Origin of the sequence: Legionella antarctica (assembly GCF_011764505.1) — a bacterium.
GTDB lineage: Bacteria > Pseudomonadota > Gammaproteobacteria > Legionellales > Legionellaceae > Legionella > Legionella antarctica.
Map to the genome: position 1 here is coordinate 3,472,412 of NZ_AP022839.1, position 16,583 is coordinate 3,488,994.

Consider the following 16,583-nt stretch of genomic DNA (forward strand, 5'->3'; position numbering starts at 1 on the left):
GTTATTATTAGCGCAGTTAATCGCACTAGATTGATTAAATTAACGATCTATCTCACCAAACACGATATCCTGACTTGCTAAAATTGCTACTCCATCAGCGAGCATATGACCTTTTACCATTTCATCAAAGCTGGACAAGTGGGCAAATCCTGGGGCACGAATTTTCAGTCGATATGGTTTATTTGCACCGTCTGAAATCATGTAAATACCGAATTCACCTTTAGGCGCTTCTACAGCAGCGTATACATCCCCACGTGGCAAACAAAACCCTTCTGTAAATAATTTAAAATGATGGATTAATGCTTCCATATCATGTTTCATAACTACCCGACGTGGTGGGGTAATTTTATTATCATCAACCCGTACTGGGCCAGGATTATTTCTTAACCACTCGATACATTGTTTGATGATGCGATTTGATTGCCTGAGCTCTTCTACTCGAACCAGGTAGCGATCATAACAATCTCCAGTTTTACCAACAGGAACATCAAACTCAACTTTATCATAGGCAGCATAGCTTTGTTTTTTGCGTAAGTCCCATGCGATACCAGAACCTCTAAGCATGGGGCCTGTAAATCCCCATTGCAAAGCATCTTCAGGAGATACTATACCGATATCAACAGTTCGTTGTTTCCAAATTCTATTATCCGTTAGGAGTGCTTCGTACTCATCCACACAGTGTGGAAATCGATCTGTAAATGCAGAAAGAAAATCCAGTAAGCTACCTTGTCTGGTGGAGTTCATATTCTCGACTTCACGATCGCTATGCCATCTGGATGCCTTATATTGAGGCATGGTGTCCGGAAGATCTCTTGCTACTCCGCCAGGCCTGTAATAGGTGGCATGCATGCGAGCACCTGATACAGCTTCATAACAATCGAACAAGTCCTCTCTTTCTCTGAAACAATATAAAAAAACAGTCATAGCACCTATATCAAGAGCTATGGCTCCTAGCCAAAGCAGATGATTAAGGATGCGGGTTACTTCATCAAACATGGTACGAATATACTGGGCACGCAGCGGTACTTCAACATCTAGAAACTTTTCAATAGCTCTTACATAAGCATGTTCATTACACATCATGGATACGTAATCCAATCGGTCCATATAACCAATACTTTGTATGTATGGTTTTGTTTCAGCTAATTTTTCTGTAGCTCTATGAAGCAGACCTATATGAGGATCAGCACGAACTATTGTTTCCCCTTCAAGTTCCAATACTAATCGCAACACGCCATGCGCAGCAGGATGTTGAGGTCCAAAATTTAAAGTATAATTCTTTAATTCAATCATTATTCGCCACCCTCATTACCTATATAGCGGTTATCATTACGAATAACCTTGGGTACAAGTATTCTGGGCACAATGTCTACGGGTACATAAATTACTTTTTGTAATTTTGCATCGTAGCGCATTTCAACGTGACCGCTGAGAGGAAAGTCTTTTCGAAATGGATGCCCTATAAAGCCATAATCAGTTAAGATGCGTCTTAAATCAGGATGTCCATTAAACAGGATGCCATATAAATCGTAAGCCTCTCGTTCGAACCAATTAGCACCTTTCCATAAATCATGCACAGATGGAACAATTAGATGTGCTTCATCAATAAATAACTTAACCCGTAACCGGTGATTTTTTTTAGTCGAAAGTAAATGATAGACCACTGCAAAACGAGGTTTATCCATAGCATAAGCTTTTGCTTGTTGACGCTCTACACCGCGGGAAAAACCGCTCTCGGTCGCAGACTCCGTTTCCCAGTCATACTCACCATAGGAGAAGTAATCCACGCCACAAAGGTCTATAAGCTGATCGAAGGAAAATAATTCCTGATCGCGCAATTCAAGCATTAGTGATTTAAGGTTTTGGGCCTGACATTCTATCGTCAACTCACCGTAAGCCAAGTTCAGATCAGTAATATGACTTGCTAATTCAGACTTGAGCTGTTCAACCAAATGATCGTTTTTAGTCATCTAATTTTTACCTTTCATGACCCTATAACACTTAAGCCGTAAATTGACTCATTGATCCCATGCATTATATCCAAGACTCAATGAATCTACCCTCTTAATTTAAGCGCACTAGGCTTCTAATATATTTTTACGCTTGATTTTATTCTGCAACTGAATGATACCATAGAGTAACGCTTCAGCCGTCGGAGGACAGCCTGGCACATAGATATCTACCGGTACGATACGATCACAGCCCCTAACAACTGAATAGGAGTAATGATAATATCCACCGCCGTTGGCGCAAGATCCCATAGAAATAACCCAGCGTGGTTCAGGCATCTGATCGTATACTTTACGCAATGGTGGAGCCATTTTGTTGCATAAAGTGCCCGCAACAATCATCACATCAGATTGACGTGGGCTAGGACGAAAAATAATGCCAAATCTATCCAAATCATAACGCGCAGCACCAACATGCATCATTTCTACTGCACAACATGCTAAACCAAAGGTCATAGGCCACATAGAACCACTACGTGCCCATCCAACAAGTTTATCGACCGTAGTCGTTAAAAAACCATTTTCTTGCAATTCTGCAACCGCCATAGCAAGCCTCTATGCAGTTAAATATTAATAAAAGAAACCCCATGGGATTTCTTGACTATAACGAGATGGATTATTCCCACTCCAATGCGCCTCGTTTCCATTCATAAATAAAACCGATAACCAATAATCCAAGAAATAACATCATGGCGGAAAAACCAAACCAGCCGATTTTGCGTAATGCTAAAGCCCATGGAAAAAAGAAAGCCGTTTCCAAATCAAAAATAATAAATAATATCGCAACCAAATAAAATCGAACATCAAAAGGCATACGCGAACTTTCAAACGCGCCGAAGCCACATTCGTAAGGTGCGTTCTTAGCACTGTCTGGACTGTGCTTCGAAAATAACGAGCCTGCGCCCAGCATAACCATGCCTATAATCAGTCCAATGATAATGAAAACGAGAATGGGTAAATATTGAGATAGCATCAGTTCACCTTGCTCGGATTAAATGGTGCCGAAGGCCGGACTCGAACCGGCACAGCTTTACGCCACCGGCCCCTCAAGACGGCGTGTCTACCAATTCCACCACTTCGGCATATTTTTATAAACAATATTTTTTCTACATCTTGAGAAAATGCACAAAATCTAATGCTTATTTACATTTATTGCTTTTCACTTTTACTATTTTCAACCGGTACCGGAACAGAGTTCACAGGAACATTGGTTTGCTGAGGTATAGCATGTTGCTCTGTTTTTTGATACTGGATCGAGACCAAGTAAGACAGCATTAAACTCGTGACAAAAAATGTCATCGCCAAACCACCGGTTAATTTAAATAAAAAGCCTCCTGTTCCCTGACTGCCAAATAAAGTATTTGAAGCACCCGAACCAAAGGCTGCGCCAATATCAGCGCCTTTACCATGCTGCATGAGCACCAGTCCGATTAAGACCACGGCGATCACCACATGAATCATTAATATCAATTGATACATTTCACAATTTCCACAAACTGTTTAGCGTTCAACGATGCGCCCCCTACCAAACCACCATCAATATCCGGCATGGCAAATAATGCCCTGGCATTATTTTCGTTTACACTGCCTCCATAAAGAAGTGGTAAACGCTCAGCATCACTATTATTTATATCAGCTACCAGCTCTCTAATGAACTGATGTACTTCTTGTGCTTGTTCTGGTGAGGCGGTTTTTCCAGTACCTATTGCCCAAACAGGCTCATATGCAACAACACATTTGTGAAAACATTCTTTACTTTTTTCACTCACTGCGAGTAGCTGCTTGGCAATTACTTGCTCTGTTTGTCTTTTTTCTCGCTCAATAAGTGTTTCACCAACACATAGAACGGGTATCATACCATGATCTTTTACATGGTGGAATTTTTGTGCGACAAAATTTTCATCTTCATGAAAATATTGTCTCCGTTCAGAATGTCCTACCAAAACATAAGAACAATTAAACTCTTTTAGCATAAGTCCAGAAAGCTCTCCTGTATAAGCTCCCTCATCTTTTGGAAACACATTTTGTGCGCCCAAAGCTATTCTGCTGTTACTTAACAACTCAACGGCTAAAGGGAGATAGATAGCAGGTGGCATCACTACAACCTGAGTAGTTGTATCTACGTCAATTAACTCTTTTAACTGATTGGTTAAATGAATCACTTGCTGAGTTTGGCCATTCATTTTCCAATTACCAGCAACTATTTTTTGTCTCATAGTATCTCCCACTGTCTGGAAGCGACTATACCCAAACTTATCTCGGATGTGTAGCACTATTATCTTTTTATTATAAGTAAAGCGATGTACGAAATTATTATTCTTTATTGCCTCTTGCTTAGCGCCTTGATTTAGTTAGAATCGAATAAGGACTATAGAAGGAGTATACACGATGAAACGGATCATACTGCAGTTAATGAGCGAGCTTTCTAATCTAACTTCCCCTTTTAATCCAGTTGATATAAACAAAATATTTGCCAAATACCCTTCTCTTGATGCAACCCAGGTACAACCAGAGTTACAAAATCATCTCGAACAGTTGCTTGCCTTGAATACTTTAACAAAACAATGCTTTGATTTAGCCAATCAAAAGCATTGTTTGAGCTCACAACAAGAACATTTAACTGCACTGAGTGAAGAGCTATATATAACGCAAGAAAATATTGATACTCTTTTGGGGCAGATGCAACTATGTATGAAGTCAGTAAATACATCGTTCCACAATCTCATGCCACAAATTAATGAAAATTTACTCAAGGTTGATAAAATAACCCCTCCTTATAGTGCTACTGTAGATAACAAAACCCAAAAAATAGCAGTAGAGGAATATAGTTTACAACTATCAACAAGGCTTGGTGAAATAGATACTCGTGCTGCCAGACTTAAATTCCTACAGCTAAAAAAGGCCATACATGACCTGCTTGATGAATTACGTACTGATGGGATCAATCTCTCTACCAGGGATGATAAGAATAGTCTTAAAAAATTAATCGCTTCAGTAGCCCTATCTTTGAGCCAGTTAAAAGAAATCAAACCTAAAATGACTGAGCTGCATCAATTATTTTCCAGACAAATATCGGGAATTGATATTCAGGCTAAAGTTCAAGAACTGAAACGGCAAACTGCACATGTAGAAAAACTGCTGGAACCTATTGAATTAGAGCTTTCTATCAATACCTTGGACCCGAAAATAAAGGAACGATTATCAGAAGAATTTCAGTTAAGTTCCAAAAAGTCTGATTTAATTAAAGCGTATCAAAATAAACTTCCGAGTGCTTTAACTTACATTGATCCTTACGCATGGAAGTCATGGGTTCAAGATCAACACCAATATGAGATAGCTCAGCTTAAGGCTGAAAACTCTGTTAGTTATTTGCTGTTACTGGAGCAGGAGCACAAGCTGACATTAGATAAAATCCGTCTGGTTAATGAAATTAAGATACTTGGTTCATTGCTCTCAACAGCTCAGAGTTTCCCTGGCAGCGACTCGGGGATACCTCTGCTGATTAAACAAGCCAACATGTTATTTAGCGAATGCATTTTGCTGCTGCCCCCCCTTGGTGTTTCCTCGATTGCTTCTCCCGCTGATTACTACCTTGCAATATTTTCCTATATACCAGTTATTGAACAAAAGCTGGAGCAAATGGCGGTAATTTTAAATAGACTTCAAACAGTGGATAATTTGCAGATTGAAATAATTCAATTAGAAACTCAACATAAATTTGAGTCAAATATTAACTCTCTGCCTGTAACTCAAAAAGATTTTGAACGATTAACACAGCACATTGAGTCTGAAAAACCTGAGAAAGAACTATTAATGCAACAGTACGAATTATGTAAGTCCTTTCTCGTAAAGGCTAGAAACCTGGAAGAGATAAAGAGGCAACTGCAAGCTTCCATAGTTCGAAAAAAAGATATCGAGAAAACACTGAGTGTTGCAAATCTAGGGGATCCAATTCAAGATCAAATGAGTATTATATCAGGACAATTAGCTGATCTGCGTGTTTTAATTGCCGCAGGTATAAAGCAAATTAGCCTTTTACCGTTACCGATAGAGCAATCTAAAGAACAGCAGGATTCTGCTCTTGAAGTGGTGCAGGAAGCAAAATCAGCTACGCTGGCTCACGAGCAATTAGAACAGGCTGCTCAAGAGAGCTTAAACTTGGATCAATTATCCATGTTGACACCAGAGTGTCAAACAGGACCAATCCTCTCCCCAGATCAAACTGTTTCACTCTCAAAACACCCCATACCCAACGAAGTAATGGATTGTAGCTCATCAACATCTACCTTCTCTTTTCCTGACTACAATGAACCTGATACCCGATTCGATTCTCCTGAATCACTAGATACAAGTTTTATAGTCGAACAACCATTCCGAGAAAGTCTCCCCGATCCAGAAGATACTTCTAACAGGGTGCTCCTTGCTCCAGTAAAGCCAAGATCAATGCAACCTGATGAGCAGTTGGTCTATTTTGTTGCAACCAGTTTGAATTCTGATCCGGCATTACGACCTACAGAGGAGAAGCGCGGAGATCCATTGACAGCCCCAGAAATGATTGTCCTTGCTTCCAAACCACCTTTGCTCTCTGAAGAATCACAAAATGCGATAACGTCTCCCGCTGTTCCGTTAAGCTTAAAATCTGATCAAATAGTCATTATAAATGAATCCCCCTACGAATTAACGTCTTCTGATAACATTGCCTCAACGTCAACCGAGACGTTACTAGCCGCAACTCCTGAACTTGATAAGCAATCAACTTCTCCCTTTCTATCTAAGCTAAAACAGATTAAATTACCTATAACTGCACAAGAGAAGCCCGTCGAACAATTAGCCTCCTCTGGCGAAATTGTTCTGATTATAAAAAAAGCATCTCTTACTCAACCAGTATCCAATCAACAGTCTGCTTCTTCTGTTCCAACAGATTTAAATCCAGATCAACCGTTGACCCCAATACAGGATAACACTGTAAGACAATTATTATCTCTTGATAAAATAGTTATTACTCCAAACTCCTTGTCCACTAAAGCTGCAGGAGATGAGCAGTCTTTTCCTATTATTCCAACAGAATTATTGCCAGACGAAGCATTACCTTGTGCGCATGAAAAACTCGAAACAGATTTGCTTTCATCGAATAAAATTGTTCTTAACCTACAACAGGCATTAACAGTTAAAAATATACCCGAGGAACAATCAATTTCAATTTCCCTACCAGATTTAAAAGTCAGGCAACTAGCAACAGAGGCTTCGGAGGAACTATTAATATCCTCATCACCTCGTACTCAAAAATTCTTTGTTAAATCATTGTATAATGCTGATGGTTTTATACTGGCACCCTCGTCACTAAATCATCCTGAGCTTCAGAAGTGGCAAGACTGTTATCAACAAAGTCTTAACTACCTAAAATATCATTCCATTGACATTCAGCAATGGTACATGGATTTATACAAAGCAATTGAAGCATACTCAAATGATGAAGATACTTATAAAAAATCTCATCTGATAAGAGATATTTTATTTGAATTACAATATAAAAAGGATTTAGGTGTTATTAAGGCCTATATGCGCCTTTGTCCTCATCCTGAAAAAGACCTACACCTACTCTTGTCTTTAAAACCTAATCTGCCATTGGTCGATGAGTCTTTTGGTGACGTATCTGAGCTACAAGATAAGCCGGCTGAGTTAACGTCACTTTATGCTCAATATACCAAATTAAAAAAAGATCATCCCGTTGAAGGTAAATTATTATTACAAGCCATACATTCATTACAAATGGCTAAAATCTTTATAGATACCCATGACTCTAATATTTCAGTAACCCAGATTCCCCATCTTTCCAAGGATCCCCGATATGAGCCATTGAAGAGGCATAGAGGATTTTTTAAACTTTGGGAGGCTATTGAAGACTTCTTTAGAATGCTCATAGGTAAAATTACGGGTCAAGTAGAATTTGAATACACCAATAGACCCTGTTTTTTTAGGACTAAATCAGCACAGTTGGTTGAGGAAGCTGATCTAATAATTCAAAACGATCTGCTGCCTCAAAGCGCAACTTAAGCCGACTCTTTTGTCTCATTTATTTTTGCGTCAATGAGACTGATATCATCGCATAATTGTTGAGCTTGCTGTCTGACAGCAGACTCATTGATTCCCTCGACCATGACTCTTAGTAAGGGTTCCGTGCCAGAAGGTCTGAGTAACACACGGCCTTCGCCTTTCAAACTTTCTTCTAACATTCTCACGGCATGAACTACTAAAGGATTAGTTGCTAATAAAGCAGCGCGATCGGTTTTAAGATTGACCAAAGATTGAGGTAAAAGAGTAATTCCTTCGGTTAATTGCTGCAAGGTCTTATCCTGTTTTACCATTATTGACAATACTTGAAGCGCGGCAACAATACCATCGCCTGTCGTTGTTTTATCTAAACAAACGATATGACCTGAAGCTTCTCCGCCTATTTTCCAGTCCTTGTCGCGAAGGGTTTCTAATACATACCTGTCTCCAACTCTAGAACGTAGAAAAGGGATGCCTAAAGATGAAATTGCTAACTCCAAACCGTAATTACTCATCAAAGTACCTACCACGCCTCCATGTAATACACCTCTTTGATGTCTGTCTTTAGCAATAATATATATAATTTGATCCCCATCTACTATATTACCCTGAGAATCAACTAAAACCAGCCTGTCGCCATCACCATCCAAACCAATACCAATATCCGCACCTGTATTTATTACCTTGTTTTTCAGGTGTTCAGGAGAAGTTGAGCCACACTCTTTATTAATATTAAATCCATTGGGTTTATCTCCTATGGACGTAACATCTGCACCTAATTCAGCAAATACATTAGGCGCTACATGATAAGTAGCTCCATTAGCACAATCCACTACAATTTTCAGGCCAGATAAACGAGACATTGAAGGAATAGTAGATTTACAAAACTCTATATAACGGCCTGTTGCGTCACCAATACGGGTCGCTTTGCCTAATTTTTCAGAAGATACTGTTTCTAATTTTTTTTCCAGCTCCGCTTCTATTGCCAGCTCTACGCTGTCGGGTAACTTTCCACCATCTGCAGAGAAAAATTTAATGCCATTATCTTCAAATAAGTTATGTGAGGCACTAATCACTATACCTGCATTAGCTCTAAGTGTTTGAGTTAGATAGGCTATACCAGGTGTTGGCATTGGGCCAAGCAAGGCCACATCGACACCAGCAGCAGATAAACCTGCTTCCAAAGCAGATTCCAACATATATCCAGATACCCGTGTGTCTTTACCTATTACAACTTTTTTTCTATGCCCATTTGCTAATACCCGCCCAACGGCCCAACCCAATTTTAAAACAAACTCAGGGTTAATGCTTGATAGACCAACATGACCGCGTATGCCATCAGTACCAAAATATTTACGTTGACTCATCCTTACCTACCCCTTTATTAATCATCCAGAAACCACTCTCAAATTATTGTTTCAACCAGCCTGACAAATCGCATCAATCATTTGCAAAGCCTGATTCGTTTCAGTTACATCATGTGTTCTGAGAATCCCCACGCCCTTTAGAGCAGCATATACTGAAACGCCTATGCTTCCAATTAAGCGCTCACTCACCTTTTTATTCAACACCGCTCCAATAGTACTTTTACGAGAAACACCCAAAAGAACAGGTAAATTAAAATGGTTCAAATCATCCAGATGGCAGATTAAATGCAGATTATCGTTTACCAACTTTCCAAAACCAAAACCCGGGTCCAAAATTAGATGTTTTTTTTCAATACCAACCTTAATACAAGCGTTAATACGTTCTACAAAAAACTGCGTCAGCTCCGCCATTACCCCATTTGGATATTGAGGATTTTGTTGCATATCCTGTGGCCGGCCTAACATGTGCATTAAACAGACGGGAACCGCCAATTTTGCAGCCATAGCCAACGATCCTTCTTTGCGCAACGCATAAATATCGTTAATGATATTAGCGCCCGCTTGAACAGCTGCTTTCATTGTTTCAGGTTTATAGGTGTCAATGGAAATACAAATGTCTGAATGGAACCGAATTTGCTCAATAACGGGGATTATTCTACCCAATTCAATATCTAAAGGAATTTGGCTTGCCCCTGGTTTCGTTGACTCACCGCCGATATCAATTATATCAGCCCCTTGAGCGATTAAGTGAAACGCATGTTCGCAGGCTCTGTCAATAGACAGAAATTTACCACCATCAAAAAAAGAGTCTGAAGTGATATTCAGCACGCCCATAATTAACGGTTTTTCAAAGGAATTTTGTATTGTAGGCTGACTTTTTCGTTCTAGCCAGCCGGCAAATAGATCGGGGGTCACCTGGTTCTCTCTGATAACAACTTAATATAAAATCAATGCTCTTCAGCAGGCTTCTCTATCGTCTCGCCATTAACTATTTTGGCAGGTGGTTCTTTAGGGACATCCGTCTTTTCCAAAGGCTTGGAAGAACCCCAATCTTCAGGCGGTGTAGGTTCATTTCCAGACATAATTTCCTGTATTTGTTTGCTATCAATAGTCTCATACTTTATCAGGCTTTCAGCCATCAGATGTAATTTATCCATATTGATAACCAGAATTTCTTTAGCTCTTTGATAATTTCTATCTATAATTGCTCGTACTTCTTCATCAATTTGTTGCGCTGTTCTGTCAGACATTTCCTTATGCTTATTCATCGAACGTCCTATAAATACCTCTTCTTCCTCATCACCAAAAGTAAGGGGGCCTAAAGCAGATAAGCCCCAAGAAGTTACCATCTTACGAGCAATCTCGGTAGATCGCATGATGTCATTCGATGCGCCAGTAGTGACACTTTCAAGGCCGAAAATAAGCTCCTCAGCAATTCGCCCACCGAACAAACTGGATAACTGGCTTTCCAAACGGCGCTTACTATGGCTGTATCTATCTTGTTCTGGCAAGAACATTGTCACACCAAGTGCTCGTCCACGAGGAATAATTGACACTTTATATACCGGGTCATGTTCTGGCACAGACAATCCAACAATTGCATGCCCCGCCTCATGATAAGCAGTCAGTTTTTTCTCATCTTCATCCATCACCATGGAACGTCTTTCAGCCCCCATCATGATCTTATCTTTGGCTTTATCCAGCTCTTGCATGCTTACTTTTCGTTTATTTGCTCTGGCGGCGAATAAAGCAGCTTCATTTACCAAGTTAGACAAGTCAGCACCAGAGAATCCTGGGGTACCTCGAGCAATATCCATCACCTGAACATTAGTATCAACAGGAACTTTCTGCAAATGGACTCTTAAGATTTGTTCCCGACCTCTAATATCCGGCAAAGGAACTACCACTTGACGGTCAAAACGACCAGGACGTAACAAGGCAGGATCTAAAACATCAGGGCGGTTAGTTGCCGCCACAACGATAACCCCTTCACTGCCTTCAAAACCATCCATTTCAACCAATAGTTGGTTAAGCGTTTGTTCACGTTCATCGTGACCACCACCAAGACCCGCGCCACGATGCCTACCTACAGCATCAATTTCATCTATAAAAATGATACATGGTGCATGTTTCTTTGCTTGTTCAAACATATCACGGACCCGTGATGCGCCTACCCCCACAAACATTTCGACAAAATCAGAACCAGAAATAGTGAAAAAAGGTACTTTCGCCTCACCAGCAACCGCTCTGGCTAACAAGGTTTTACCAGTTCCAGGGGAGCCGACCAATAACACGCCACGCGGAATACGCCCCCCCAAACTTTGGAACTTGGTTGGGTCACGCAAAAAGTCAACCAGTTCCTTTACCTCTTCTTTAGCCTCATCAACACCAGCTACATCGGCAAAAGTAACCTTCACTTGATCTTCACCCAACAACCGTGCACGCGAACGACCAAAGGACATTGCTCCTCTGCCACCACCGCCTTGCATTTGACGCATGAAGAATACCCAGACGCCAATTAACAGTAACATGGGGAACCAGTTGATGAATAAATGCAAGAGGAAACTCTCTTGTTGTTTTTCCTGCCCACTGACATCCACTTTGCCTTTGAGCAATTCACCTAATAAGGCATTGTCCTGCATAGGCATGTAGGTGACAAAACGTTTGTTGTTTTTTGTCATCCCTTTGATGATTTTGCTATCCTCAATTGTAACTGAGTTCACCATGCCTTGATCTACGTCTTTCAGAAACTGGCTGTAGGAAACTTTCTCAGCAACAGAGTTACGAGGGCCAAAATTACTGAAAACAGAGACCAGAACAATCGCTATAATCAGCCATAAAAATAAATTCTTAACCATATCGTTCAAAGTATTAACCTCGTTAGTTACTTACAGCCTTGTTGTGAGAACCATAACTACAGCTCTTGTGAATTAAATCACCGAAAACACTGCATATTCATCCAAAAGAGATATCTCTAAAGCTACTATAAATTATAGCCCTTTGCCAGCAAATAGGTTTCTTTTGAACGAGATCGTGAGGCGGATGGTTTACGTATCACCACTTTCTCAAAGGATGCTCGCGCCTGTTTTACCAAATCATCAAAACCAGAGCCATGAAAAATTTTTACTAACATAGTGCCCCCAGGTTTTAACATTTTTTCTGCAAAATCAAAAGCTAACTCTACCAAGTACATGGCTCTTGGTATATCTATTGCGGTACTTCCACTCATATTTGGGGCCATATCTGATAATAACAAGTCCAAGCTTCGCTCAGGAATTAAATTCATTAGTTCTTGCAGAACGTTATCTTCCCTAAAATCCCCATGAATGAACGATACATCCGGCAAAGCATCCATGGGTAAAATATCTAAAGCCACGATAAGCCCTTTGCCTTGAAGTTTTTCAGAAACATATTGCGTCCATCCCCCCGGTGCAGCCCCTAAATCGACCACGGTCATCCCAGGTTTAAGGAGCGACTCTTTGTCGTCCACCTCTTTTAACTTATAAATTGCTCGACTTCTATAGCCTTCAGCTTGTGCTTTTTTTACATAAACGTCATTAAAATGCTCATCTAACCAACGTTTACTACTTTTAGTACGCCTCATAACCATCAAATTTTATAGATTTTTCTTATGATACTGAATTTTACTACCTTTTCCCAGCAAAACGTGCAATAATTTGCCATTTTATCAATCAGGAACCTGAAATTGGATACTTCGTTCAAACAATCACTTAAAGCTCAAGCTCATCATTTAAAACCAGTAATCCTTCTTGGTTCCAAAGGACTCACTGAAGCGGTTGTTGCTGAAACTAACATTGCATTGCTCTCCCATGAGTTAATCAAGGTTAAAATCAACGGTGCAGAAAAGGAAGACCGCTTGGCAATGACAAACGAATTATGTCAACAGGTACAAGCAGAGCTGGTGCAACTGATTGGTAATACAGTAATTTTGTATCGCAAAAATGAAGAAAAACGTTAATCAGTTAATAGCTACATCCTCTCTTTTAAGGACAGGAAACGTCTCTCTATAGGGTCAAGATCCACTTTTTTTAAAATTCTTCATCCAACGATACTACCATTTACCTACGTCCCGTGACTTGCCGATGAAATTCAGAGAGGCTTGTGATTCCTCTGGAAGACAAGCCGAGGGACGTAAGTCAGTGCGTTTAAAGCCTTAGAGTATGGTGTCATTAGGGATTTACTGCCCACTTGTATCTTAAAAATCTAGGTTAATGGATTAGCAAATTTTTGTAAGTATAAAACCCCAAACTGATAGGATGCGTAATCAGTAATATGACCTGCATCACGATATACTGGAACTCCATTGATATCCGCTCTGCAAATATTGTTCTGACATTGCACCTTTTTAGGATCCATTACTATCAACATCGGATATTTAACTTTCATTTTATTAAATAAATATTCAAACCATTTATCTCCCTCTGATGGTGTCAAGTGAAAGCTGCACTGTTTTGAACTATAAGGTTGTCGTAATTTAATATGTTTAAAAAAACAATCATGAAAGTTATCCTGCATCAATGCTGTTGACTTAATCAATATCGGTTTTGCACCAGATTCGCTTATGATGTTTAGCGCGTTATCCAGAGCGATCTCTATCCTTTTTTTTGTTAATGGTAATGAACGCTCATCTCCTAAATAATTTATTATATTTTCAGATAAATAGTTAGTCCAAACCTGTCCAATAATCACATAATTATAATGATTATCTTTTATCATTCGATAATATTTTGCAGTTTGATCGTGACATTCCCCATAAATTTGATTTTTGAAATGCCACCAGTCATAAAGATCAATCCCGGGCAGGGTAAGACAAGATGAAGTCCCTTGGGCTAACATGGAAACATTGGCAGCTTGACCCAGGATATCCATAAACCCCCAATAATGATTTGAAAAAGAATCCCCAATCATCAAACCTGTTTTACTATTCAATTTTTTAGCGCCTATTTTACATTGTGTATCAATATCAGTTTTTTTATTACCAATACACAAAGGTCTTTGCCAACTACTGAATTGGTCCAATTGCTGATAGATGTTAACTAACTCATGATTAAAGCGCTGGGGAAATCCCAAGTTTGCCTTGATAAAATAATCTGCTGTATAGACCGTCAATATGGGTAGCAACAATAAACTACAGACTGTGTATTGGAACTTAATCTGCTTCATCCGTCTTGATGGTATTTCAATGTATTTCCAGGAAAAATAGGCCAAAATAAAAGCAAACACATAAGCCACTATCAAAATTACGGGGGTTTCTACTATGCTTTGGTACCTTAAGGTTGAGAATACAGCCCAATGCCAAATATAGAGTGAATAGGACAGGAGCCCGATAAACACCATTGGACGAAAAGAGAGTAGTCTGATTACCGGCTCGGCTGGATAAAGGTCTCCTAAAACGATTAAAAATCCGGTGGCAGCACAGACAGCAAATGCGTACAAATTGGGATAGCCAAGAAGAATATGATCCAGACTGGCTATGTAAAAAATCGTTATCAGTGCACCTCCTCCGATTCCATTTAAAATATATTTATTAATTGAAATGGGGCGCAATGAAATCAAAGCGATGCTTGCTCCTATTAAAAACTCAAAAATTCGACTGGAAAATTGATAATAAGTTTGTTCTGGAAGGGTTTTTGAATAGTGTAACGAGAACAATAAACTGACAAAGGTAAGAAAATAAATTACTCCAATCAGGTTCCTTCGACTAAAAATCCGGTCTAAACAATACAGGACCAGAGGTAAAATCAAATAACATTGCCATTCTATCGAAAGAGACCAGGTATGTAATAACGGGAGCTGGTGAGTATCAGGGGAAAAATATCCCGTTGTTGTCTGATTAAAAAAAAGATTGGAGATAAATAAACACGTTTTACGTGCACTTCGACTGTATTGAATTAAATCATCTGGTAAATAAAATAATAAGGTAACCAGCATCGTGAAAAAAATCAGGCATATCAACACGGGTTGCAATCGCCATAACCTGCGATTATAAAAATCTATGAAGGAAAAAAAATTATTATTCAAGGAATTATGAATAATACCAGTAATGAGAAATCCGGATATAACAAAAAATATATCTACCCCTATAAATCCGGAGGGGAAAAGTGAAAGACCACCATGATAAATAAGGACCAGTAAAATAGCGATTGCTCTTAATCCATCAATATCAGGTCTGTACGTCATTGAGATAATTTTCGTTTAAAAAGGGAGCTATCTTATCATCTTGCCTCTAGTTCATGAACTGTTTTCATATTAATCTACACATTGCTTTTGCAAGCTGGTTATTATTGCCAGGCTGTTAAAATTATTATCATATCAATCAAAATAAAAGTTAATTTTCATTCGGCAACGTTATACTTTGATGTGTTAAGCCTGGTTGAGAATTTATCCCCGGATTAAAAAATTGATTAGTATTCTTTTTTGAAAGTTCGTCAAGAAATTCGTTCATTAAGGTCAGTTTATTCTTAAATTCAGTATATAAATCTGGATATTGATCTCGTTTTAGTTCGAACATCTCTATGACTTTTTTTAGCGATGCAGCAGGGCTTAAGTCCCCATTATTGTCTAAATAATCGTTAAACTCCGAGCTAATTTCAGTTTCGATCTTAATAAACTCTTTGTGCTTATCAATAGATGATATAACAAGAGAGTTAAAATCTTCTCTAATAATATTTTCGCGTGCCGCATCATTTTGACCAAACTCCTTTACCAGCGCACTTTGCACAGCAGTCAATCCGGCATAATGTTGACCAAGGGAATGATGTATCGATATGAGAGGTCGATGTAAAAATTTACTCTGGCATTCTTTTACAAAAGCATAATAGTCAACCGCCTGACCTTTACGCAACTCATTGACGCCCTCCCCATAAAACCAGTTAGTCAATTCTTCCTTATCAAGAGCAATGTGTGATCTTAGCGTTCTAATGTACTTGCGTACTTCATCTTCATAAATGCTAAAGGTTGAAAATTTTGGCATAAAAATATCCTTTTATAAATCTATTGACTTATTGACTAAGTTGGATCTGGAGCCTTAAAAAACACATGACTGTAATCCATCCTTTTTTCCCCAGTCACACAATTGTATTTTTTTTAGGAGGGTTGTCATTAATACGGTTTATATAACGAGTGACATGGTCAA

Annotated in this window: 14 protein-coding genes and 1 tRNA gene; 2 read left to right on the forward strand and 13 right to left on the reverse strand. The window is 39.2% G+C overall.

The features are described 5' to 3' along the window. Positions 1-39 precede the first annotated feature (39 nt). From HRS36_RS16375 to tpiA, 7 genes are all read right to left on the reverse strand, one after another. Positions 40-1,293, reverse strand: a complete 1,254-nt coding sequence (locus HRS36_RS16375) for an NADH-quinone oxidoreductase subunit D (RefSeq protein WP_173238161.1) — start codon at positions 1,291-1,293, stop codon at positions 40-42. Continuing rightward, the gene (locus HRS36_RS16380; RefSeq protein WP_173238162.1) at positions 1,293-1,970 is read right to left on the reverse strand and encodes an NADH-quinone oxidoreductase subunit C; all 678 of its coding nucleotides are present in this window, start codon (positions 1,968-1,970) and stop codon (positions 1,293-1,295) included. Before HRS36_RS16380 ends, HRS36_RS16375 begins: the two co-directional genes overlap by 1 nt. Before the next feature lie 108 nt (positions 1,971-2,078). After that, positions 2,079-2,555: a NuoB/complex I 20 kDa subunit family protein gene (locus HRS36_RS16385; RefSeq protein WP_173238163.1), complete on the reverse strand. Its 477-nt coding sequence runs from the start codon at positions 2,553-2,555 to the stop codon at positions 2,079-2,081. A 70-nt stretch (positions 2,556-2,625) separates the two neighbouring features. Then, positions 2,626-2,982, reverse strand: a complete 357-nt coding sequence (locus HRS36_RS16390; RefSeq protein ID WP_173238164.1) for an NADH-quinone oxidoreductase subunit A — start codon at positions 2,980-2,982, stop codon at positions 2,626-2,628. A 23-nt stretch (positions 2,983-3,005) separates the two neighbouring features. Then, a tRNA-Leu gene (locus HRS36_RS16395) sits at positions 3,006-3,091 on the reverse strand. Positions 3,092-3,158: 67 nt separating this feature from the next. Continuing rightward, the gene (gene secG, locus HRS36_RS16400; protein ID WP_173238165.1) at positions 3,159-3,488 is read right to left on the reverse strand and encodes a preprotein translocase subunit SecG; all 330 of its coding nucleotides are present in this window, start codon (positions 3,486-3,488) and stop codon (positions 3,159-3,161) included. Continuing rightward, positions 3,476-4,225 (reverse strand): triose-phosphate isomerase, encoded by a 750-nt coding sequence (gene tpiA / locus HRS36_RS16405; RefSeq protein WP_173238166.1) that lies wholly within the window; start codon positions 4,223-4,225, stop codon positions 3,476-3,478. Before tpiA ends, secG begins: the two co-directional genes overlap by 13 nt. A gap of 172 nt (positions 4,226-4,397) precedes the next feature. Between tpiA and HRS36_RS16410 the strand changes: the two genes are divergently transcribed. Beyond that, the gene (locus HRS36_RS16410) at positions 4,398-8,063 is read left to right on the forward strand and encodes a hypothetical protein (protein WP_173238167.1); all 3,666 of its coding nucleotides are present in this window, start codon (positions 4,398-4,400) and stop codon (positions 8,061-8,063) included. On the opposite strand, the gene glmM is transcribed toward HRS36_RS16410, so the two are convergent. From glmM to rlmE, 4 genes are all read right to left on the reverse strand, one after another. Further along, a complete protein-coding gene (glmM, locus tag HRS36_RS16415) occupies positions 8,060-9,427 on the reverse strand; it encodes a phosphoglucosamine mutase (protein ID WP_173238168.1) in 1,368 nt (455 codons plus the stop codon). The genes HRS36_RS16410 and glmM overlap by 4 nt on opposite strands. 51 nt (positions 9,428-9,478) lie before the next feature. Continuing rightward, the gene (gene folP / locus HRS36_RS16420) at positions 9,479-10,342 is read right to left on the reverse strand and encodes a dihydropteroate synthase (protein ID WP_197933198.1); all 864 of its coding nucleotides are present in this window, start codon (positions 10,340-10,342) and stop codon (positions 9,479-9,481) included. Between the two features lie 32 nt (positions 10,343-10,374). Beyond that, on the reverse strand, positions 10,375-12,285 hold the full coding sequence (gene ftsH, locus HRS36_RS16425; RefSeq protein WP_173238575.1) for an ATP-dependent zinc metalloprotease FtsH: 1,911 nt from the start codon (positions 12,283-12,285) through the stop codon (positions 10,375-10,377). Between the two features lie 125 nt (positions 12,286-12,410). Further along, positions 12,411-13,031, reverse strand: coding sequence for a 23S rRNA (uridine(2552)-2'-O)-methyltransferase RlmE (rlmE, locus tag HRS36_RS16430; RefSeq protein ID WP_173238169.1), 621 nt, complete (start codon positions 13,029-13,031; stop codon positions 12,411-12,413). Between the two features lie 102 nt (positions 13,032-13,133). On the opposite strand from rlmE, the gene yhbY reads away from it, so the two are divergent. Further along, positions 13,134-13,406: a ribosome assembly RNA-binding protein YhbY gene (gene yhbY, locus HRS36_RS16435; RefSeq protein ID WP_173238170.1), complete on the forward strand. Its 273-nt coding sequence runs from the start codon at positions 13,134-13,136 to the stop codon at positions 13,404-13,406. 245 nt (positions 13,407-13,651) lie between these two features. On the opposite strand, the gene HRS36_RS16440 is transcribed toward yhbY, so the two are convergent. Beyond that, positions 13,652-15,628, reverse strand: coding sequence for an acyltransferase family protein (locus tag HRS36_RS16440; RefSeq protein ID WP_173238171.1), 1,977 nt, complete (start codon positions 15,626-15,628; stop codon positions 13,652-13,654). Positions 15,629-15,776: 148 nt separating this feature from the next. After that, a complete protein-coding gene (locus HRS36_RS16445) occupies positions 15,777-16,421 on the reverse strand; it encodes a hypothetical protein (protein WP_173238172.1) in 645 nt (214 codons plus the stop codon). Positions 16,422-16,583: the final 162 nt, after the last annotated feature.